This is a genomic window from Rhodococcus sp. 1163 (assembly GCF_002091985.1).
GTDB lineage: Bacteria > Actinomycetota > Actinomycetes > Mycobacteriales > Mycobacteriaceae > Rhodococcoides.
On sequence record NZ_MKKX01000017.1, the window covers coordinates 133,367 to 153,514 of the forward strand.

The 20,148-nt window shown below is 64.7% G+C and carries 18 protein-coding genes; 3 read left to right on the forward strand and 15 right to left on the reverse strand.

Features of this window, described 5'->3' with window-relative positions:
• Positions 1 to 6: 6 nt before the first annotated feature.
• From panC to ftsH, 9 genes are all read right to left on the reverse strand, one after another.
• A complete protein-coding gene (panC, locus tag BJD99_RS04090; protein ID WP_084345533.1) occupies positions 7 to 909 on the reverse strand; it encodes a pantoate--beta-alanine ligase in 903 nt (300 codons plus the stop codon).
• Entirely contained in the window at positions 906 to 1,850 is a 945-nt protein-coding gene (locus tag BJD99_RS04095; RefSeq protein ID WP_084345534.1) for a Rossmann-like and DUF2520 domain-containing protein, read from the reverse strand. The genes panC and BJD99_RS04095 overlap by 4 nt, the downstream gene beginning before the upstream one ends.
• Positions 1,851 to 2,005: 155 nt before the next feature.
• Positions 2,006 to 3,223 carry a DUF6779 domain-containing protein gene (locus BJD99_RS04100; protein WP_084345535.1) on the reverse strand — a complete coding sequence of 406 codons (1,218 nt, stop codon included), beginning with the start codon at positions 3,221 to 3,223 and terminating at the stop codon, positions 2,006 to 2,008.
• 100 nt (positions 3,224 to 3,323) lie between these two features.
• Complete coding sequence (locus BJD99_RS04105) at positions 3,324 to 3,791, reverse strand: DUF3180 domain-containing protein (RefSeq protein ID WP_084345536.1); 468 nt, start codon at positions 3,789 to 3,791, stop codon at positions 3,324 to 3,326.
• Complete coding sequence (gene folK / locus BJD99_RS04110) at positions 3,788 to 4,306, reverse strand: 2-amino-4-hydroxy-6-hydroxymethyldihydropteridine diphosphokinase (RefSeq protein ID WP_084345537.1); 519 nt, start codon at positions 4,304 to 4,306, stop codon at positions 3,788 to 3,790. Before folK ends, BJD99_RS04105 begins: the two co-directional genes overlap by 4 nt.
• On the reverse strand, positions 4,303 to 4,665 hold the full coding sequence (gene folB, locus BJD99_RS04115) for a dihydroneopterin aldolase (RefSeq protein WP_084345538.1): 363 nt from the start codon (positions 4,663 to 4,665) through the stop codon (positions 4,303 to 4,305). The genes folK and folB overlap by 4 nt, the downstream gene beginning before the upstream one ends.
• Entirely contained in the window at positions 4,662 to 5,516 is an 855-nt protein-coding gene (folP, locus tag BJD99_RS04120) for a dihydropteroate synthase (RefSeq protein WP_179142178.1), read from the reverse strand. The genes folB and folP overlap by 4 nt, the downstream gene beginning before the upstream one ends.
• Complete coding sequence (gene folE, locus BJD99_RS04125; RefSeq protein WP_179142207.1) at positions 5,513 to 6,118, reverse strand: GTP cyclohydrolase I FolE; 606 nt, start codon at positions 6,116 to 6,118, stop codon at positions 5,513 to 5,515. The genes folP and folE overlap by 4 nt, the downstream gene beginning before the upstream one ends.
• Positions 6,119 to 6,234: 116 nt before the next feature.
• Complete coding sequence (gene ftsH, locus BJD99_RS04130; RefSeq protein WP_084345539.1) at positions 6,235 to 8,934, reverse strand: ATP-dependent zinc metalloprotease FtsH; 2,700 nt, start codon at positions 8,932 to 8,934, stop codon at positions 6,235 to 6,237.
• 335 nt (positions 8,935 to 9,269) lie between these two features.
• Here ftsH and BJD99_RS04135 point away from each other — a divergent pair, with 335 nt between their 5' ends.
• On the forward strand, positions 9,270 to 11,576 hold the full coding sequence (locus BJD99_RS04135; protein WP_084345540.1) for a serine/threonine-protein kinase: 2,307 nt from the start codon (positions 9,270 to 9,272) through the stop codon (positions 11,574 to 11,576).
• 226 nt (positions 11,577 to 11,802) lie between these two features.
• On the opposite strand, the gene BJD99_RS04140 is transcribed toward BJD99_RS04135, so the two are convergent.
• The 5 genes from BJD99_RS04140 to dacB form a co-directional block, all read right to left on the reverse strand.
• Positions 11,803 to 13,962: an acyl-CoA dehydrogenase gene (locus tag BJD99_RS04140; protein ID WP_084345541.1), complete on the reverse strand. Its 2,160-nt coding sequence runs from the start codon at positions 13,960 to 13,962 to the stop codon at positions 11,803 to 11,805.
• A gap of 378 nt (positions 13,963 to 14,340) precedes the next feature.
• Positions 14,341 to 14,895 carry a hypoxanthine phosphoribosyltransferase gene (gene hpt / locus BJD99_RS04145; RefSeq protein ID WP_084345542.1) on the reverse strand — a complete coding sequence of 185 codons (555 nt, stop codon included), beginning with the start codon at positions 14,893 to 14,895 and terminating at the stop codon, positions 14,341 to 14,343.
• 47 nt (positions 14,896 to 14,942) lie between these two features.
• On the reverse strand, positions 14,943 to 15,923 hold the full coding sequence (tilS, locus tag BJD99_RS04150) for a tRNA lysidine(34) synthetase TilS (protein WP_373270516.1): 981 nt from the start codon (positions 15,921 to 15,923) through the stop codon (positions 14,943 to 14,945).
• Between the two features lie 14 nt (positions 15,924 to 15,937).
• On the reverse strand, positions 15,938 to 17,005 hold the full coding sequence (locus BJD99_RS04155; RefSeq protein WP_084345886.1) for a zinc-dependent metalloprotease: 1,068 nt from the start codon (positions 17,003 to 17,005) through the stop codon (positions 15,938 to 15,940).
• Positions 17,002 to 18,411, reverse strand: coding sequence for a D-alanyl-D-alanine carboxypeptidase/D-alanyl-D-alanine-endopeptidase (gene dacB / locus BJD99_RS04160; protein WP_084345544.1), 1,410 nt, complete (start codon positions 18,409 to 18,411; stop codon positions 17,002 to 17,004). Before dacB ends, BJD99_RS04155 begins: the two co-directional genes overlap by 4 nt.
• A gap of 132 nt (positions 18,412 to 18,543) precedes the next feature.
• On the opposite strand from dacB, the gene BJD99_RS04165 reads away from it, so the two are divergent.
• A complete protein-coding gene (locus BJD99_RS04165; protein WP_084345545.1) occupies positions 18,544 to 19,035 on the forward strand; it encodes an inorganic diphosphatase in 492 nt (163 codons plus the stop codon).
• Positions 19,036 to 19,153: 118 nt separating this feature from the next.
• Positions 19,154 to 19,627 carry a PAS domain S-box protein gene (locus BJD99_RS04170; protein ID WP_084345546.1) on the forward strand — a complete coding sequence of 158 codons (474 nt, stop codon included), beginning with the start codon at positions 19,154 to 19,156 and terminating at the stop codon, positions 19,625 to 19,627.
• Positions 19,628 to 19,694: 67 nt separating this feature from the next.
• Here BJD99_RS04170 and BJD99_RS21200 read toward each other — a convergent pair whose 3' ends face one another.
• Positions 19,695 to 20,147: a MarR family winged helix-turn-helix transcriptional regulator gene (locus tag BJD99_RS21200; RefSeq protein ID WP_084345547.1), complete on the reverse strand. Its 453-nt coding sequence runs from the start codon at positions 20,145 to 20,147 to the stop codon at positions 19,695 to 19,697.
• Position 20,148 lies beyond the last annotated feature (1 nt).

Below are 20,148 nucleotides of genomic sequence, written 5' to 3' on the forward strand. Positions count from 1 at the left end.
ATCCCTTCAATTCTTCGGGTCGTCGGGGTATTCGAGAAAGCCGGTCCCGACAGCGACACCGACGTTGTCGATGAGTCGGGTGGTGCCGAGCGTCGCGGCCACGAGAAGTCGACCGTCGCCACGCTCGGGAGCAGGTCCGAGATCGACACCTCGAAGTTCGAGATAGTCGACCTTCACCTCGGGCACCGCCGCGAGCACTTCGCCTGCCGTAGCCAGAATCACTTCGGCTCCGCCGGCCGCGGCGTGGGCCCCGGCTACCAGCGCCGCCGACAAAGCCATCGCCGCCGTACGCTGGGCGTCGTCGAGATAGCGATTGCGAGAAGACAACGCGAGACCATCCTGCTCGCGCACGGTGGGGACACCGAAGATCTTCACGTCGAAGTTCAGATCTCGCACCAGCTGTCGGATCAACGTCAGCTGCTGGTAATCCTTCTCACCGAAGAACGCTGCATGCGGGGAGGTGATCTGCAACAACTTGGTCACCACTGTGAGCATCCCGGCAAAGTGCGTCGGCCGGCTAGCACCCTCCATCTCGCTGCCGAGCGGACCGGGGAGCACGGTCGTACGTGGCCCGGCCTGGTACAAATCCGACACCGAAGGAGCGAAGACGATCTCGACTCCCTCACTTGCCAGCAACTCCACGTCCGCGTCGAGGGTGCGTGGATAGGCGTCGAGGTCTTCCCCTTCGCCGAACTGCAGGGGGTTCACGAAGATCGACACGAACACCACGGCCCCGGTGCGCTTCGCCTGCCGAACCAAATGGATGTGCCCGGCGTGCAGCGCACCCATAGTCGGCACCAGCGCTATCTGCCTGCCGACGCCGCGCAGTGCCTTCGACACCGCGGAGACGACAGTCGGATCGTGATGAACTGTCAACTCCCCCGCCTTGTAGCTACCTGCCAGGGTCATAACTCGCCTTCCAGAATCTCGATGAGTTCGGGTTTCGATCCGATGCGTTGGGCGGATCTGAGCGAGAGCGCTCGGTATCCCGCCGCGATCGCAGGATCGACGTCGCTGAGCACGTCCAGATGCTTCTGCACGGCGGCGACGTCGCCGCGCGCCACCGGCCCGGTAAGAGCGCTCTGACCGTGCCGCAATGCGTTGTCCAACGCTGCTCGCACGAGCGGACCGAGAACTCGCTGTGCTGCTTCGGGTTCGGAATCGATCCCAGGAAAACCTGGGCCGTCGAGTGCGACTCGCAATGCGTCGACGGCGTCGGCAACCAGCGTGACGAGGTGATTGGACCCGTGAGCCAACGCTGCGTGATAGAGCGCGCGATTGTCTTCGGCGACATGAACCGGTTCACCACCGAGTTCGAGAACCAAGGCTTGCGCGACGGCATAACCGATCTCGTCCGCTGCGGTGATTCCGAAGCACGCAGCGGCCAGCCGATCGGTGTCCTCGGGCCCGCCGGTGAACGTCATGGCCGGGTGAATAGCCAACGGGATAGCACCTTGTGCGGCCAACGGGGCGAGGATGCCGATGCCGTTCGCGCCGGAGGTGTGCACGACGAGCTTTCCCCGGGCAACGACACCGGTTGCCGCCAACCCTGCGGCGATGGATGCCAACTCGTTGTCCGGAACTGCGAGGATCAGCAACTCGGCACGCCTGGCAACCTCGTCGACAGGCAAGATCTGCGAATCCGGCAGGCGCGTGCGTACGCGCTCCTTGGACTCTTCCGACACTGCAGCACAACCGAACACGACATGCCCGACGCGCTCGAGAGCCTCGCCGAGTGCGGTACCGACCCGTCCTGCGGAGACGATACCTACGCTCAAACGCGCAGGTGCCGGGTCGGCAGAGCTTGGGGGTATTCCGCGGGCACCACTCCTGAACTCAGGTGAGGTCACCGAAACTTCCTCTCGTTCGTTCCAGTCCCGCTCGGCGGGTACCAGACGTCCTGAACGAAGGATAGCGGCACCGGGATACCTCGGGCCACGGCCTGAGCAGTGATCTATTTCACCCTTCGGTGCCGCGCCCGGCGTTCGGACGAGATGTCAGCAGGTCAGTCGGCGCGGCGTCGATGACGACGTGCGCTCGGCTCGGTGTCACTGGATTTCATTCCTGCCATGATCTCGGCCACCGAACGACCATTGGTGTGCGCACCCGCGCCATCACCGTCCGGCTCGGCTCGACGCCGTCGCCTCGGAAGATCGGAAGCAGGCTCCGAAGCGTCGTGACTTTCCACGTCCTCGGTGTTCGAGTCGGGCGCAGGTGCCACAGCTTCCTCGGGAACCGGTGCAGGTTGTTCCGTCGACTCCGCAACAACCTCAGGCTCGGACACCCGGCTCGCGTACGGCTGCGGGCTCGAAGACGGCTGGCCCGAATATGGCTGCGAACTCGCGCCCGACCCCTGGGCTGCCGCGAGCGGTTCTTCGGCTTCGACGGCCGTCGACCGATCGGACGAATAGCCGACGGGCTCACTCACCAGCGGTGGTGTCGGAGCCGGGGCCTGCGGCGGTGTGGGTACGCGTCGACCGCTGGCCGGGGATCGCGATTCTGCGCGACGGGCCGGCTCGCTCGACACATAACCCCCGCTGGGCACAGAACCCGCGCCGGGCACGTCCTCGCTACCGATGGGGACGTCGGGATAGAGCACCGAGGTCTCGGCTGTGACGGGCTCGTCGTACGGCGTTCCGAGACCGGGCACGGGGGCGTTCGGGCCCTCGGCGCTCGGGGAAGAGGACTGCGAAGATTTACCGGGAACGAACAAGCCCGAAGGTGCCGGCTGGTAGCTGGCGTAGCTGCGACCGCCGAGCTCCTGCACACGCGTCGCATCGGCTCGCAGCGCCACTCGTTCGGTGGGCAGGTTGCCGTCGAACAGTAGTTGCAGGTTGTTGCGTAGGTGAGCCAGTTCTGCTCGGAGTGCCGCAATCTCGCTGGTCTCGACAGCCACTTCGCTTCGTACGCGAGATTCGACGCCGAGTTCGTACTCCCGCCGAGCGGAAATCTCACGCGCGAGCTGGAGCTCGTACACAGTCTGAAGATCCTTGGCCTTGGCTTGGTCGGCCACTGCTTCGCGGCGGTACTTCGTCATCGCGAACGCACCGATGATCGCGGCCCACAACGCTGAGACCAAGCCCACACGTAGCCACTGCACATTTTCGCTGAACAACATCAACATGCTGGCGATGATGCCGAATACGACCAGCGCTGCAATGAAAAGCTGGCTCGCACTCCGCCGTTGACGGCGTGACGCTTTCGCGCGAGTCGGTTCGGTCATGACGTCCAGGGTAGCTGGCGAACCGTCGACAAACGGGGAAGCCGGACTACGCTTGTCCGCTTCGGTGGTAACGATCCGGCTCCGGGGACGGTAACTGTCTTCAACGTTCGGGCCTGTCACCGGAGTCGGTCGGGGTCCTGCAGCAACGTTCGAGCCACAGGGCCGCACCCACCAGAGCCACTGCAGCAACGAGCCCGACGATGACGCCCGCCCGGTCCGAGGACGCGGCCCGCACCGACGACGCGAGCGGGACGATGTGTAGCAGGAATCCGAACCACACTCCGGCAGCTGCTGCACCGACCAGAGCAGATGCCTTGGCCAGGGCCAGCGCTCGGGCCGCGGTGATCGGATGTAGCTGATTCGGCCCGTCGCCGACCTGCAGTTTCTCGATGCGCGATCGGATCACGAAGCCGAGCACCGTCTCGGCGATCGCGACGACGTAGAGCGATGCGCCGGCGAACACGTGAATCGGTGGTAGCGATCCGTAGAACGATCGCACGAGCAGCCAGGTTGCGAGAGCCGCGAATCCGGCGAGGCCGACAAGATCTCTGATTCTCGTGGCCGTCATGGAGCGGTGTTCGGTGTGTGCAGTGTCATCTCCGTGCGGTGAACGCCCGCCCGTTCTTCCTCGCTCAGCGATTGTATCCATTCGCCCACCGACCGAGCGTCCCCGGACACTTCGAGCGACGCCCCAGGGTCGACCTCGAGCCAAGGGACCAGGACGAATGCTCGCTGGTGTGCTCGAGGATGCGGAAGGAGCAGCTGTGGATCGCTACTGGAAATGTCGTCACACGTGATGATGTCGACGTCGAGACTTCGCGGTCCCCAACGCTCGACCCGTATGCGGTCCGCTGCCTTTTCCAGTTCACGAGCAACCTCGAGCCAGTCGTACGGGCCCCGTTGATCATCGTCCGCTACGACGATGGCATTGAGAAAGTCCTGTTGTTCGACGCCTCCCCAGGGCGCCGACGAGTACACCGAAGACACCGCAACGACGCGGTCGCCGAGCGCGGACGTCACCGAACGCAGATGCGCATACGAGTCACCGACGTTGCTGCCGATCGACAGCACCGCGCGCGTCACCGACGACTCCGCGAGGCGACTACAGCCACATCGTCGAAGGAGAGTGGGATCGGCGCGGACGGTTTGTGCAACACCACCTCGACTGCATCGACGCGCGTGTCCGCCATGACTCCGTCGGCGATTTCGGCTGCGACGGTTTCGATGAGGTCCCGCGACGGACCTGCGATGATCGCCGCTGCCGCTTCCGCAAGCTCGCCGTAGTGCAGCGTGTTCACCAAATCATCCGTCGCGGCAGCAGGGCGCAAATCCATCCAGACGGTGATGTCGACGACGAAGTCCTGACCGTCACGTTTCTCGAAGTCGAAGACTCCGTGGTTGCCGCGAATCTTCAACCCGCGCAACTCGATTCGGTCACTCACCTTCTCAACCCCTGCCATGCCTTCACTACTGCTACCGCGTCCAGTGAGGCCTGGGCGTCGTGAACGCGAACACCCCACGCTCCTCCTGCGACCGCAAGCGCGGACACAACCGCTGTTGCGACCTCACGTCCGTCGGGCGGTCTCGGTTCACCGTCGGATTCGAGAAGTGTGCCGAGAAAACGTTTACGTGACGCGCCGATCAGAATCGGCATGCCGAGCTCGACGAACGTCGGTAGCGCTCGCAGCAGTTCCCAGTTGTGCTCGGCGTTCTTCGCGAAACCGAGACCTGGATCGAGGATGATGGCCGCCGGATCCACACCTGCGGCTACGGCACGATCGACTTGCTCGAGCAGTTCGCGTCGAACATCGGCGACGACGTCGTCGTAATACGCGATGGCGCCACTGTCCTGATGAGCGGCCGCGCCGTCAGGGCCGTAATCGGCGGCCGAGCGCCAATGCATGAGAATCCACGGCAGACCGGCATCGGCGACCACCGACGCCATCGCAGGATCTGCGCGGCCTCCGGAGACGTCGTTGACGATCGATACCCCTGCTTCGATCGCCGCCGCCGCCACCGATGCCCGCATGGTGTCCACGCTGGTGGCGATGCCGCGCGCCGACAGTTCTGCGATGACGGGCACAACTCGGCGCGCCTCGACAGCAGGGTCGATTCGATCGGCACCCGGACGCGTGGATTCACCACCGACGTCGACGATGCCGACACCTGTCCGGTGCAGTGTCGTTCCGTGTGCAACTGCTGCGTCGACGTCCAGGTACCGCCCCCCGTCGGAGAACGAGTCGGCGGTCACGTTGAGGACACCCATGACGACGGGCGCGACGGGCAAGGTCATTTGCGCAGGATGAGATCCAACGCTTCGGACCGAGACGCGGCAGAAGATTGGAACAAGCCCCGCACAGCCGACGTCGTCGTACTCGCTCCGGGCTTTCGGATGCCACGCATCGCCATGCACAGGTGCTCCGCCTCGATGACGACGATCGCGCCGCGTGGGCTCAGCTTGCGCATCACTGCGTCGGCAACCTGACTGGTCAGCCGTTCCTGAACCTGTGGCCGTTTGGCATAGAGGTCTACCACTCGTGCCAGCTTCGAGAGGCCTGTCACCTTGCCGTTGCTACCGGGGATGTACCCGACGTGCGCAACTCCATGGAACGAAACGAGATGATGCTCGCACGTGGAGAACATGGGGATGTCGCGGACGAGAACCAATTCCTGGTGGCCTTCGTCGAACGTCGTGTTCAGTACGTCGTCCGGGTCGGTGTAGAGGCCTCCGAAGATTTCCTTGTACGCGCGTGCGACGCGGGCGGGAGTCTCGAGCAGCCCCTGCCGATCCGGGTCTTCGCCGACTGCGATGAGCAGTTCGCGCACTGCGGCCTCCGCGCGCGGTTGATCGAACGCGTTTCCGGTTGCCACTGCGACGAACTCGTCGCCGGGTATTACCCCGTCTTGGTCGATCTGCCTGACTGACACTGAGCTTGTACCTCCGGTTGCGGGGCGCCGATGCCCCGAGGTTTGACGGTCAGCCTATCCGGCGGCGCCTCGGGCCGACCGAACTAGTGCTGTCCGTTGGGACCTTCCCAGCGTTGCGTGCGAGGGCCCTCGTTCTGCTCGCCGTCCGGATTCGGGGTCTCCCAGGGTGGATTCGGTTCTTCGTTTCCACCGCCGCGAACGGCGTCGTCCGGCAGGGCTCCGTTCAAAGGATCCCATCGCGGGGCTTCCTGACCCTGGGACTCCGGTTCCCGGTATTCGGGCTGGCGATTGTCGGGCTGGCGGTACTCCGGGGGCTGATATTGCGGCGGCTGATAGGAGGGATCGGTGTAGCGATTGCCCTCCGAATAGCCTGCTGGGGGTCCGCCCTGAACGGGACCGAGCGGATCTCGTGGAGGCCAGCCTGGGGCGGACCATCCGGCCGGGGCACCGTAATCGGGACGCGAGCTCTTCGGTGGCTCCGGCTTGCGATACGACCCACCGTTGTAGGGCGCGCCGTCATTGTGTGCTCCGCTGGAGGGTGCACCCCCACCGTTGTACGCACCCCCGTTGTACGGTCCGCCGTTGTACGGGCTGCTGTTCTGGGTGCCACCGTTGTACGGGCTACCGCCATTGTTGCCGGCTGGATTGTTGCCGGCTGGATTGTTGCCGGCTGGATTGTTGCCGGCTGGATTGTTGCCGGCTGGGTTGTTACCCGCTGTGGGCGCTCCGTTGGCGTGACCACCGCCGTAGTTGCCCGGGCCCCCCTTGGAAAGCTGGGGTGCACCTGCGTACGTGGGCTGCGGGAACTGTTGTGGTGGAACGACCTTCGGGGCGACAGGCTCGGGCGGCCAGGGCTCACCGCGCTCGGCAGCGAGTTCGCGTGGCGTTTTCACCGGTGGCTTGTCCGATGGGATCCGTGCGCCGAAATCGTTGAACGCGGTGATTCGAGGGCGTTTGCTGACACTCGTGAAGATCTTTTCGAGATCTTTGCGAGTGAGGGTCTCGCGCTCGAGCAATTCGGTGGCGAGGATGTCCAGGATGTCGCGGTATTCGTTGAGGATCGCCCAGGCCTCGGTGTGCGCTGCTTCGATCAGATTGCGCACCTCCTCGTCGATCTCCCGTGCGACCTCGTGCGAGAAGTCGGACTGCATGCCCATCGAGCGACCGAGGAACGGATCGCCCTGCTCCTGCCCGTAACGAACTGCGCCGAGCTTGCTGCTCATGCCGTATTCGGTGACCATTGCCCGCGCGATCTTGGTGGCCTGGTCGATATCGGAGGAAGCACCGGTGGTCGGCTCGTGGAAAACGAGTTCTTCGGCTGCGCGACCACCCATTGCCATGACCAGACGAGCGATCATCTCGGACCGCGTCATCAGGCCCTTGTCGTCCTCGGGCACCGTCATGGCGTGGCCACCGGTTCTACCGCGAGCGAGGATCGTCACCTTGTACACGGGCTCGATATCGGGCATCGCCCACGCCGCGAGCGTGTGCCCGCCCTCGTGGTAGGCGGTGATCTTCTTCTCGTGCTCGCTGATGATCCGGCTCTTGCGGCGGGGTCCACCGACGACGCGGTCCACCGACTCCTCGAGAGCTGCCTCGGTGATGACCGTGCCGTTCTCGCGTGCTGTCAGTAGTGCTGCTTCGTTGATGACGTTCGCCAGGTCTGCACCGGACATGCCGACCGTGCGTTTCGCGAGGCCTTCGAGATCGGCGTCGTGTGCCACCGGCTTGCCCGCCGAGTGCACGGCCAGGATTGCGCGTCGACCAGCGAGGTCGGGAACCCCGACGGGGATCTGACGGTCGAAGCGACCCGGACGTAGAAGAGCGGGATCGAGGATGTCGGGGCGGTTGGTGGCGGCGATGAGGATGACCCCGGTGCGCTCACCGAAGCCGTCCATTTCGACCAGCAGCTGGTTGAGGGTCTGCTCGCGCTCGTCGTGGCCGCCACCCATGCCCGCTCCACGCTGGCGTCCGACGGCGTCGATCTCGTCCACGAAGATGATGCAGGGGCTGTTCTGCTTGGCCTGTTCGAACAGGTCGCGCACACGAGAGGCGCCTACGCCGACGAACATTTCGACGAAGTCCGAACCGGAGATGGTGAAGAACGGCACTCCTGCTTCACCGGCGACTGCACGTGCAAGGAGTGTCTTGCCTGTTCCGGGAGGGCCGTACAGCAGCACGCCACGCGGGATCTTCGCACCGAGGGCCTGGTAGCGAGCCGGGTTCTGGAGGAAATCCTTGATCTCGTACAGCTCTTCGACGGCCTCGTCGGCACCGGCGACGTCCTGGAACGTCGTCTTGGGCATGTCCTTGGTGAGCTGCTTGGCTTTCGACTTACCGAAGCCCATCACGCCACCACGACCGCCGCCCTGCATACGGCTCATGAAGAACACGAAGATGCCGAGCAGAATGACCATCGGGAGAAGGAAGAGCAGCAGTGAGCTGAACCAGCTGTCCTGGGACACCACGGTGTTGTAGCTCTTCAGCCCGTCCTGGCCGACCTTGTCGAAGATCTGTTCCGACGCCGAGGTCGGGTACTTGGCGAGGATCTTCGTCTCGCCGTCGGTTGCGTCGCTGCCGGACTTGAGCTCGAGGCGTATCTGCTGCTCACGATCATCGATCTGAGCTGTGTCGACGTTCTTGGAATCGAGCTGCGCTATCGCCACTGACGTGTCGACAGTCTTCCACCCGCGTGTGTCGTTTCCGAAGTAGCTGAAGGCAGCGATCACCATCAGGACGCCGAAAACGATGGCCAGGTTCCGTATAACTGTCTTCCGATTCATACAGCTTCAGCCGAGACGGCCTCGTCCTTTCCAGTCTTCTCCAGTACGCAGACTCCGGCCGCGCACCGGATGATCCAGGTTACCGCGAACGGCAACCGACTGCCCCAGGTGCATCACGTGCACAAACGGGCCGGCAACACTGCTGCGTTGCACAACGCATCTCCCCCTTCAACGTCTCCCCTGCCCCACAGGTTCCCCACCACAGTCTTCTTATTGTCCGACCTACCGCTTTCGGCAGAGGACAGCGACGCTGGAGGGTCTAGTCTGTCAAAGTGCAGCCAGGCTCGGACAGAGTCACCGTAAATTCGGATGGTGTCACAACCCATCCGGACGGCATGGCAGTGCCGGAGCACGCCGACGCAGCCGCTGAGCTGCTGAGATCCGCCTGGTGGACGAGTACCTCGACGGCTGATCCACGGGCGCCCGACCTTGCCGAATTCCTACCCGATTCGGCCACTCTGCGGCATCGGTGGCTCGTAGCGCTCATCTCGGTCGACCTCCAGGAGCGCTGGTTACGTGCGCACTTGCCCAAGCGACTGCGGGACTACTGCACCGAATTCGACCTCGCCGAGGCTCAGGTCCCGGTGGGATTGATCTATGAGGAATTCTGCGTGCGACGTCAGAGCGGGGACTCGGTATCGCCGTCCCACTACGTCGCGGAGTACCCGGTGCAAGCAGCGGCGCTGGCCGAATTGCTCAACGTCGTTCCGGGTGAAACCACCGAGCTCTCCTCGACCGAGCCGGAGTCGGAGCTCGATGCCACCCAGGTGGAACCCACGACCGCCGACATGACGGGAACCGCCTCCGCCGGCCTGGAATGGACCCGCCCAGGATCCCAGGACGAGCTCGAGGATCTCGACGTCGGCGATCGGTTGGACGATTTCGACTTGCTGATGGGCCTCGGCCGTGGCGCTTTTGCGCGGGTGTTCCTGTCCAGGCAGCGCTCGATGCAACGAATCGTGGCGGTGAAGATTTCCGAGGACCGCGGGACCGAACCGCAGACTTTGGCGCAGCTCGATCACGACTACATCGTTCGGGTGTTCGATCAACGTGTTCTCCGGGACCGCGGGCTGCGGCTGCTGTACATGCAGTACGTGCCTGGAGGCACCCTGCTCAATGTGCTCGGAAGGGTCCGGGCGAATCGAGAAACCGACCGCCACGGACGACTACTTCTCGACAGCGTCGACGCCTCACTCGCTGACAAGGGTGGCCTTCGCCCCACCGACTCGACTGTGCGCGAACAGATTTCGTCCTTGTCGTGGCCGGAGACGGTGGCTTGGATCGGCCGTCGACTCGCGGATGCACTGCATTACGCGGGCGAACGCGGTGTGTTGCATCGCGATATCAAGCCGGCGAATGTGTTGTTGACCGCCGAGGGCGTCCCGAAACTGGCCGACTTCAACATCAGCTTCAGCGGCGCCGTGGCAGAGGACAGCCCAGTCGCCTATTTCGGTGGGTCGCTGAGCTACATGTCGCCGGAACAATTGGAGGCCTGCCATCCCGGACGGCCGGGGCGCGCCGCAGATCTCGACACGCGCAGCGATCTGTATTCGCTCGCGGTGGTGCTGTGGGAACTGTTGACCGGCCACAAGCCGTTCCCCGACCCCGAAGACTCCGCGGCCGGGGACCGTACGGCCATCGACGGCCTGCTTGGGGTGCGCCGGGGCGGAGTCGGCGCGCAGGCACTGTCCGAACTGCCACAAGACTGTCCGGCGACGCTGCGACGCATCCTCGTCAAATGCCTCTCGCCCGACCGGGAGGATCGCTGGGCCACCGGCCAGGAAATGGCTCAGCAATTCGACCTGTGCCTCGACGCTCGCGCACGCAATCTGGTCGACCCCCCGCCCACCAGCGCACGCGTGAGACTTCGGCGACACACGGTTCCTGTCATGACCCTCGCGATCGGCGTTCCCAATGCCGTCGCTGCGGTCTATAACTACCAGCACAACAAGGCGCTGATCATCAGCGACCTCGCCCCGGCGGCACAGGAGAGATTCGGGATCGTCGCGACGGCCATCAACGGCCTGGTCTGGCCCCTGGGGCTGGTGTTGATTCTCTGGTTCTGCCGTCGAGTACTCGCAGTTCCGCATGCACTGCGGACCGGAAAAATCGTTCCGGAAGAACGATTGGCCCAGGCAAGAGCAGACACGCTCATGGCCGCGGGCCGAGTGGTCGCGGTATGCCTCGGTCTGTGGGTCGTCGCAGGTATCGCATTCCCCGTGTCCCTACAGTTCGCCGCCGGTTCGGTGCCGACCGAGGCGTACGTGCACTTCATCGCATCGCTGGTCGTCTGCGGCGCGATGGCAACCGCCTACCCGTTCTTCCGGGTCTCGCTGTTCACCGTTCGATGTCTGTACCCGTCGCTGCTGCCCTACGGTCGTGCGGGGAGCGGAGACGCCTCACGACTGCACACGTTGCAGCGCCGTAGCGTCGGGTTTCTGACCGTCGCCGCGTCGATTCCGCTGATCGCCGTAGGTGGCCTGACCTTCGTTCCTACTGCGGACATCCCCAACATCATCGACGTCGTACGGGTCGTCTGTGTGGGCGGGATCTTGGCATTCGTCGCGTCGTACTCGATTTTCCGGCTGATCGAGGGCGATCTCAACGCGCTGCTGCGGGTCGTCTCCCGCAGGTCGCGCTAGCCTTGGCCAAGCCCGGTATCGCACGGTTCGATGCCAGTGACTCGGTACCGCCGCGTCCATTGCAGTGGTGTGGACAGAGGTGCCTGAACCGTGATTTTCGGTCAGGCACCTCTGTCGCGTTGGCGCTAGCCCAGCGGGGCTTGCCGGGGGTTCGAAGCGTTCGCCGTACTTGGCGGCGAGCTCCTTCGGCGAGCCGACGTGGACGTGATGATCACCGAGAGCAAGGTCAACGCAGGGACTGCTCGCGGGGCAGCCCCAGGATCAGCTCGGCGATCTGATTGCGCAGGACCTCCGAGGTACCCCCCGCGAGGGTGCTGTAGCGCGCGTACAGGAAGCTGCGCTGCAGCTCGTTCAGCGCCTTCGCCTCCAGCGCGCCGGCCTCGCCGGCCACCGCGAGGCTCACGGTCGCCAGGCGCTGTGTATGTTCGCTGCCGACCAGCTTGAGCACTGCCCCCTCCGGCCCGGACGCGCCGCCGCGCACGGCCTGCTCAGCGATGCGGCGGGTGAGCGCCGCCAGCGCGAGATCCTCCGCGACGAGGTCCGCGATCGACTGGTCCAGCCCGGCGTCGCCGCGCACTTCGGCGTACAGCGCGAACAGGTCGTAGGACAGGTCGAGGCCGAGCCGATCGCGCCCGATGGTCACGCGCTCGTTGCCCAGGGCCGAGCGCGCCACTCCCCAGCCGCCGTCGACCGCTCCCAGGACATCCTCGTCGGCAACGAAGACGTCGTCGAAGAACACCTCGGCGAACAGTTCGACGCCCCGACTGTCCTGGATCGGCCGGACGGTGAGCCCCGGTGCGGCCATGTCGATCAGCATCATGGAGATGCCCTTGTGCTTGGCCGCGTCCGGGTTGGTCCGAATGGTCGCCATACCATGCGTCGACGTGTGCCCGCCGCTGGTCCAGGTCTTCTGGCCGTTGACGATCCAGCCGCCCTCCGCCCGCTTGGCCTTGGTGGTCACGCCCGCGGCGTCCGAGCCGGCGCCGGGCTCGCTGAACAGCTGGCACCACGTGATCTTGCCCAGCAGGCTAGCGTGCACATAGCGGTCGAGCTGCTCCTGCGTGCCATGGTCTACAACCGTGCGCAGCACCCACTCACCGATGCCGTACTCCGGCCGCTCCTGTCCACGCAGCTCCTCATCGAGCACCAACTGCTCGACGGCGCCGGCACCCCGGCCCCAGGGCCGGGGCCAGTGTGCGATGGCGTAACCGGAGTCCACGAACAACTCGCGCCGCTCGGCCCCGGCCGCCGAGCCCAACTGCGCGACGAACTCCCGCGCTTGGGCGCGGTAGCCCTCCGCCTCGGGCGGCAGGTCGATGCCGGACACTCGGCGCACGCCCGCGACGGTCGCGGCGGCGATCTCGCGACGCGCGGCGACGACGCTGAACATCATGCTCAGCACTCCGGCGCGACGCATGTACAGGTGCGCGTCGTGCTCGCGGGTATAGCCGATGGCGCCGTGCACCTGGACGTTCTGCTCGGCGGCGCTCACCGCTGCGGGCAGCGCGGTCACGACCGCGGCCGCGGCAGCGAGGCTCCGCTGCTCCGGGGCGCCTGCCAAGATGCCGGCCGCGTCCCAGGCCTGAGCCATGCTCAGTTGCTGATCGACGAGGACATTCGCCAGGATGTGCTTGATCGCCTGGAAGGACCCGATGGCCCGGCCGAAGGCCTGTCGCTGCTTCGCGTAGTCCACAGCCATGTTCTGGCAGGCGCGTGTCACGCCCGTTGCCTCCGCGGCCGCCAAGACACGGCCGATGGCCTGGGCCAGCTCCGCGGCGCCCGGCAACTCCATCCGCGGCTGCACGGGGCCATCCGCACTGATCAGCGCGACGCTGCGCGTCGGGTCCATACTCTCCGCGTCCACGCTGCCCAGCTGCACGCGGTCGAAGGCCAGCACGTCCGCTCCGACCGTCAGCAGGATCAGATCCGCCTCCATGCCTCCCAGCACCTGGACCGGACCGGCGAGTCGGAACGCCCCGTCCGCGTCGCGCGAGGCGAGCCCATCCGGCACGGAACCAACCGCGCCGACGACGGTGCCCTCGGCGAGCCCCGTCAGCGACAGCTGCTGCTGCTGCTCGGGGGTGCCGCTCGCGGCGAGCAGCGCCGAGGCCCAGACTGTCGGTAGGACGGGACCCGGGGCCAGCACTGCCGCGAGCTCCTCGACGACCACCGCGGCCTCGCCCATACCCATGCCCGCCCCGCCGACGTCTTCAGGGAGGTGGATGCCGAGCCACCCGAGCTCCGCATATCTCGCCCAGTCGCCCGGCAGGCCCACAGTCGGACTCTCCAGCCGGGCACGGGTCTGCCCGAGGGCGTCCGTGCGGCGGTAGTAGTCATTGATTGATTCAGCCAGCGAAAGCTGGTCCTCGGTAAGCGCAATAGGCATATTGCGGACATTACTGTAAGGCTGGGGTGAGGTTCGACACGTCCTAGGCGTAGGCCGGCACCGTCAGTAGGCAAAATTCGCGGCCGGCCAGATGTAAGACCAACTTGCTCGTCTGCTCGAGGCCGTCCCAACTCGCCGTCGATCCGGTGTTCCCCGTCCATCACACAACAGCAATGTCCGTAATTCTTCCCTCGCGATGTACGCCGACAATATCTGCGCCCTGGGATCTCGAGCATCGACGCCGTCTCCACATCCTAGTGAAACCGTTGTCCAATACGTTCCCGCGCTCGGAGTAGTCGGCGCCGGTTCGGCCAGACGGTGCTACTCGTGAACCGGGATGAAAGCACGAGGCCAGGTCAGGCGAAGACCAGGCCGGCCTCAGCCGCCGTAGACCTTCGGGTGAAGAGTTCCGATGTACGGCAGATCGCGGTAGCGCTCGTTGTAATCGAGGCCGTATCCGACGACGAATTCGTTGGGAATGTCGAAACCCACGTTCGCGACCTCGATGTCCACCTTGATTGCATCGGGCTTGCGAAGCAGAGTCACCACCGCCAACGAGGCAGGGTTACGAGTGGCGAGGTTGCGCTTGAGCCAGGACAGCGTCAGACCCGAATCGATGATGTCCTCGACGATGAGTACGTGACGGCCGCTGATGTCGCGGTCGAGGTCCTTGAGAATCCGAACCACTCCGGAAGAGGACGTCGACGAGCCGTACGAGCTGACTGCCATGAACTCGAGTTGCGTCGGAATCGGGAGCGCGCGAGCAAAATCCGTCATGAACATGACAGCACCTTTGAGGACACCGACCAGGAGAAGATCACCTTCCGGCGCGCCCTGGGGATAGCGCTCGGCAATCTCGTTGGCAAGCTCGATCGTACGAGTCTTGATCTGCTCCTCGGAGATGAGAATCGATTCGATATCGCCCTCGTACACGGCGCTTCCCTTCAATTGTTTCTCGTACCTTCACAACTGTTGCAGATTCAAGCACCGCCGTTTCGCAGGCTCCACTCTTGCTCGAGCACCAGCCTGCCACGTCGACGCGCGACCACCAACCTGGCGTCGGACGCCCCTGAACGGACGGCAACCCCGCCCTGTCCACGCCAGTGTCCGACGAGATCGTCGATCAGCCGTAACTGCTTGTCCGACAGTGCCTTCACTCCACTGCGCAGCAACCACAACCGCAATGCCCGACGACGCAGCGCAGCGGGGACCGACGTGAGGGTCGTCACGTCCACCTCGGGTTCGGCGAAGTTCTCCCGTACCAAGGTCTCGGCCATGGCGTCGAGAACCGTGAGGTCTTCACGAAGCTGCGTCGCCGTGCGAGCAAGAGCCGCTGCGACGCCACCGCCGAGCGCATCTTCGAGCAGCGGCAGAATCTCGTGCCGAAGCCGGACGCGAGTGAAATCGGTGTCGGTGTTGTGCGGATCCTCGAACGGCGTCAACCCCAACTCGGCGCACGCTTGCCGGGTAACTGCTCGCCGAACCCCCAGCAGTGGTCGGCCCCACGGCTGATCCACCGGGGACATACCGGCGATCGATCGCGGCCCGGAGCCCCGCGAGAGTCCGAGCAGAACGGTCTCCGCTTGATCGTCGAGAGTGTGCGCGAGAAGGACCGTGGCGTCGCCTCGGTGGCGGTCCAATGCCTCGTACCGCGCGCGACGAGCCGCGGCCTCCATTCCGCCCGAGCCACCGACGGTCACCGTCAGCACCGACGCGTCCACGCACCCCAGCTCCAGTGCCGTCGCTGCGGCAGCTTTCGCCACCGTGTCCGACCCCTGCTGAAGCCCGTGGTCGACGACGAGCGCTCGGACGTCCGGGGCCTCCGCGGCCACCGCAGCGGTCAGCGCGAGCGAGTCGGCACCGCCGGACAGTGCGAGGACCACTGGGCCCGGGCTCGACGCGAGCCACCGACGAACTGCCTGGCGCAGCTCGAGGATCGCAGGCTTCTCCGGCAGCGCCACCGCGATACGCCGCGTCATCGAAGTACGCGGGCGATCCACCGGTCGGGGTCCTCGATCTCGTCGAGCAGCGGCAACGTGGCGGCGTCGGTCCAGATGGTGTTGAACTGCTCCATGCCGACCCTGCCGACGACGTGGTCGACGAACGCTTTGCCTCGCACGTACTGCGCCATCTTCGCGTCCATCCCGAGAAGGGCCCTGATGACGCGTTGGAGTGGGTTGGTCTTTCGTCGACGCCTGCTGTCGAACGCCTGGCGGATCTGCAGGACCGAGGGCACCACTGCCGGCCCGACCGCGTCCATGACGTGATCGGCGTGACCTTCGAGGAGCGTCCCGAGCACGAGGAGCCGATCGATCGCTTCCCGCTGGGCCGGGGCCTGCGTTGCGCGCAGCAGCCCCACGATGCCCGCGTCCTCGGCTTTGTCGGACTGCCTACGGTTCTTCAGCGCGCTCGTCAATCTCGTCGCGAACTCACCTATCGGTTCGTCGACACCACCGGACAACAGTGCGACGGAACTGCGCATGTACTCGCCCAACCACGGCGCCGAAGAGAACTGAACTCGATGCGTCACCTCGTGCAGGCAGACCCACAGCCGGAAGTCGCTCGGCGACACTCGCAACGCCCGCTCGACGGCGACGACGTTCGGTGCGACGAGCAGAAGCGTCCCGTGCTCACCGGTGAACGGGTCGTACTGCCCGAGAATCGCGCTGGACAGGAACGCGAGCATCGCACCTGCTTGCAGGCCCGCGGGTTTACCACCGAGCAGGCCGGACGGAGGTTCTGCCTCGGCGTCGCCGGTCAGGTGTTTCATCGATGCCGATGCTGCGTCGATCCACCCTGCACGATCGACGACGAGGGCCTGAGGTACCGGAAGTCCGTCGGCGAGACCGGTCGTTTCACGTACCGGTCCTTCGGCGCGCACCGACGCCTCCGACAACTCGGCGACGACAGCTTCAGCGGTGTATCGGGAGATCGACGGTTCTTTCGGAGCGAATTTGGCACCGGTCTTCGCGGCCAGTGCCCAATCCACGGACCCGCTGAAGCCTGAGACATTGCCTTCGGTGTCCGCTGCGTCGTTCGTCATCGGCAACCACACAGTCTGAGAGTAGCCGCCACCGCGTCGAGCGCCGGTCTGCTGACTTCGGGTGGGCGGTCGTTGGACATCAACGCGAACGTCAACGTCCGGCCGTCCATGTCCACGACGTACCCGGCGAGAGCACTTGCGGCCGACAAGGTGCCGGTCTTGGCCCTGACCCAGCCTGCTCCGACGCGTTCGGCGCTGGCATATCGATCCGACAGCGTTCCGGTGGACCCGGCAACGGGAAGGTAGTCGAGCATCGGGCGGAGTTCGGGTTTGCCCGATCCTGCGGCCGAAGTCAATATCCGATCGAGCAGTCTGGCCGGAATCACCCCGTCGACCGACAGTCCGCTCGAATCGTGCAGCTCGAGTCCGGACATGTCGTACCCGGCGGCGAACAATGTCTGCTCGATCGAGTCCACTGCACCGGTGAAAGAAGCTTGCGCATTGGTCTCGATGGCGATCTCGCGCCCGATGGCTTCTGCGAGGACGTTGTCCGAGCGGCCCATCATCTGACCGAGACGATCACGAAGAGGCGCAGATTGGACACTCGCCACCTGATCGGCACCGGGTGGCGCCGCACCGATGGATACCCGTGCCGGGTCGAGCCCCAGGCCCCGGGCCAGCGCGCGACCGGCATCGAGAGCCGGTTCGACGCTTCGGGGCGACTCGTCTTCCAGCGGATCCGATCTGCCGCCGTCGATCATGATCGGTTCGATCGGCGTGATGTAACCGGCCGCGATGTCAGGAGCAAACCATCCCTGTGCCATCGTCGGACCGCTGTAGATGGACGTGTCGACGACGATTCTGTCGACCGGCGTACCTGATTTGGATATCTGCTCCACCAGATCGTCTATACGCGCCGAGCCTGAGTAGAAGCTTTCGCTGCCCAGGGGCCGAGCAGTGATCGTCGGATCGCCTGCGGCCACGATGACGATCTCACCATCGGATTGTCCCTTCACCACACGGGTGGTGACGCGATGTTCCGGTGACAGCGCGAGCATTGCCGCCCCTGCCGTCAGCACCTTGGTCGTCGATGCGGGAGTCATCGGGGTGTCCGGACCCGAGGACCACAGCACCTCCCCGGTGACGGCGTCGGCAACCGATCCGGTGAATGCGCCGAGATCCGGCGATGCGACCACCGGCGCGAGCGCGGCAGCGATACCTGCGACGGAGGGTGCAGGTGAGATGTCCGATATCGGCGCGATGGTCGGTACGAGTGTTACCGGGTCCGGCTCGGGCGCGAGATGCACCTCGGCCTTCGTGTCGGATTCGCGCGGGACGATGGCCGCAAGTGCTGTTCCGCCCGCCGCAACGACCGACACCGCAACGAGAATCAGAAGAATGCGGGTTCTCCGTCGCCGCCTTCCAGCGGTGGGACCGAGATTTCGCTTGGTCAACCTGGCCAACATTCCTCCATCGGTGTCTTCTTCTTCCCGTTGCCAGTTTCTCCAACAGTATCCTCGGGTCCGGTACGCTGACCCCGCCACCATCGTGCGTCACTCGAGACGCAAGACGAGAACAAAGAAGAGCGAGGGCAGCGCGTGTCGTTCGACGTCACCATCGAGATCCCCAAGGGTCAGCGAAACAAGTACGAAATCGACCATGTTTCCGGTCGAGTTCGCCTCGACCGCTACCTGTACACGGCGATGGGTTACCCGGCCGACTACGGCTTCATCGAGAACACCCTCGGTGAGGACGGCGATCCGCTCGATGCTTTCGTTCTTCTCCCGGAATCCGTTTTCCCCGGAGTCATCGTCGAGGCCCGCCCAGTGGCAATGTTCAAGATGGTGGACGAGGCCGGCGGTGACGACAAGGTTCTGTGCGTGCCTGCAGGCGACTCACGCTGGGACCACATCCAGGATCTCAGCGATGTCTCGACGTTCGAATTGGACGCGATCAAGCACTTCTTCGTCCACTACAAGGACCTCGAGCCCAACAAGCACGTCACGGCCGCGGACTGGGTAGGCCGGGCCGAAGCAGAAGCCGAAATCGCTGCATCGTTCAAGCGTTTGGCAGACAATCCAGAGCACTGACAACTTTTAGGCACCGGCAGTTCCGTACTTGGATGTTTCCGGCAGGGGAAGTGTTCACCCTTCCCCTGCGGGTATGCAACACAGCTTGGTTCTTTTCGACGCACTAGTGGGGAGATTTATGAGCGAAAGCAATTCCGTCGATTCGTCCGCAGGAGATACGGGCGAGCGTCGTAAGAACAGGCAAGCTAGCTTCGTCTCCGATGCAGGACAATTTCCAGAGCTGCCGGTGACGGTCGTTCTCGACCGCATCCCCGTGCCGATTCTCGCCGTCGATCCCAGTGGCGCAATCGTGTTCGCGAACGAAGCCTTCGACGAACTTTTCGGCACCGAGGAATCGGCTCGTGCGGACTTTCATTTGCACGACATCTTTCCCGATCAGGCTCCCGAGGGTGTCAACGTCGCCGAGATGTTCTTGACGACGGTTGCCACGCGAGCCGATTCGCTGTGGCGCATGACCGACAAGACCGGCGATGTGGTGCAGGTTCGGGCCAGCAAGTCGATTCTTCGTCGAGCCGAGGACACGGTCGTACTCGTCGCGCTGGAGGACTTCACCGATCAGCTCTGGAACGACCCCAAAAGCGCGCTGCGCTGACGCCGGGTCGTCATGCCTCGCTCTGGGAAGCCGGAGAAGGAGACATGACCGACCTGGGGTTCTGCCGTCACGAGCCTTTGGACGTATCCACTCTGGATCGCTCGTAGTCGGTCAGGAATCTGTCCAGCAGTTCGACCAATGACGCGCGGTCCTCGTTCGACCAGTCTTCGATGATCTTGCCGATGTGCGCGTTCCGACGCAGCTGAATTCGATGGACTACCTGCTTGCCCGACTCTGTGACGGCGAGGGCGAACGCCCTGCCATCGCTCTCGTCGCGAACACGTTCGACGTGCCCACGGTCGACGAGCTGGGCGACCTGCCTGCTCACCGTCGACGGGTCCGAGTTGACCAGTGCCGCCAGCTCACTCGACCTCATGGGGCCGTCGCGAAGCAGTCGAAACAAGCACACGAATGCTGCTCCGTCGACGCCACCGGACTCTTCGGTCAGCTGCGCAATATTGCGGTCCCGTGCGCGCTGCAGACGCACCAGCTGGGTACCGATTTCTTCGGCGTACTCCACG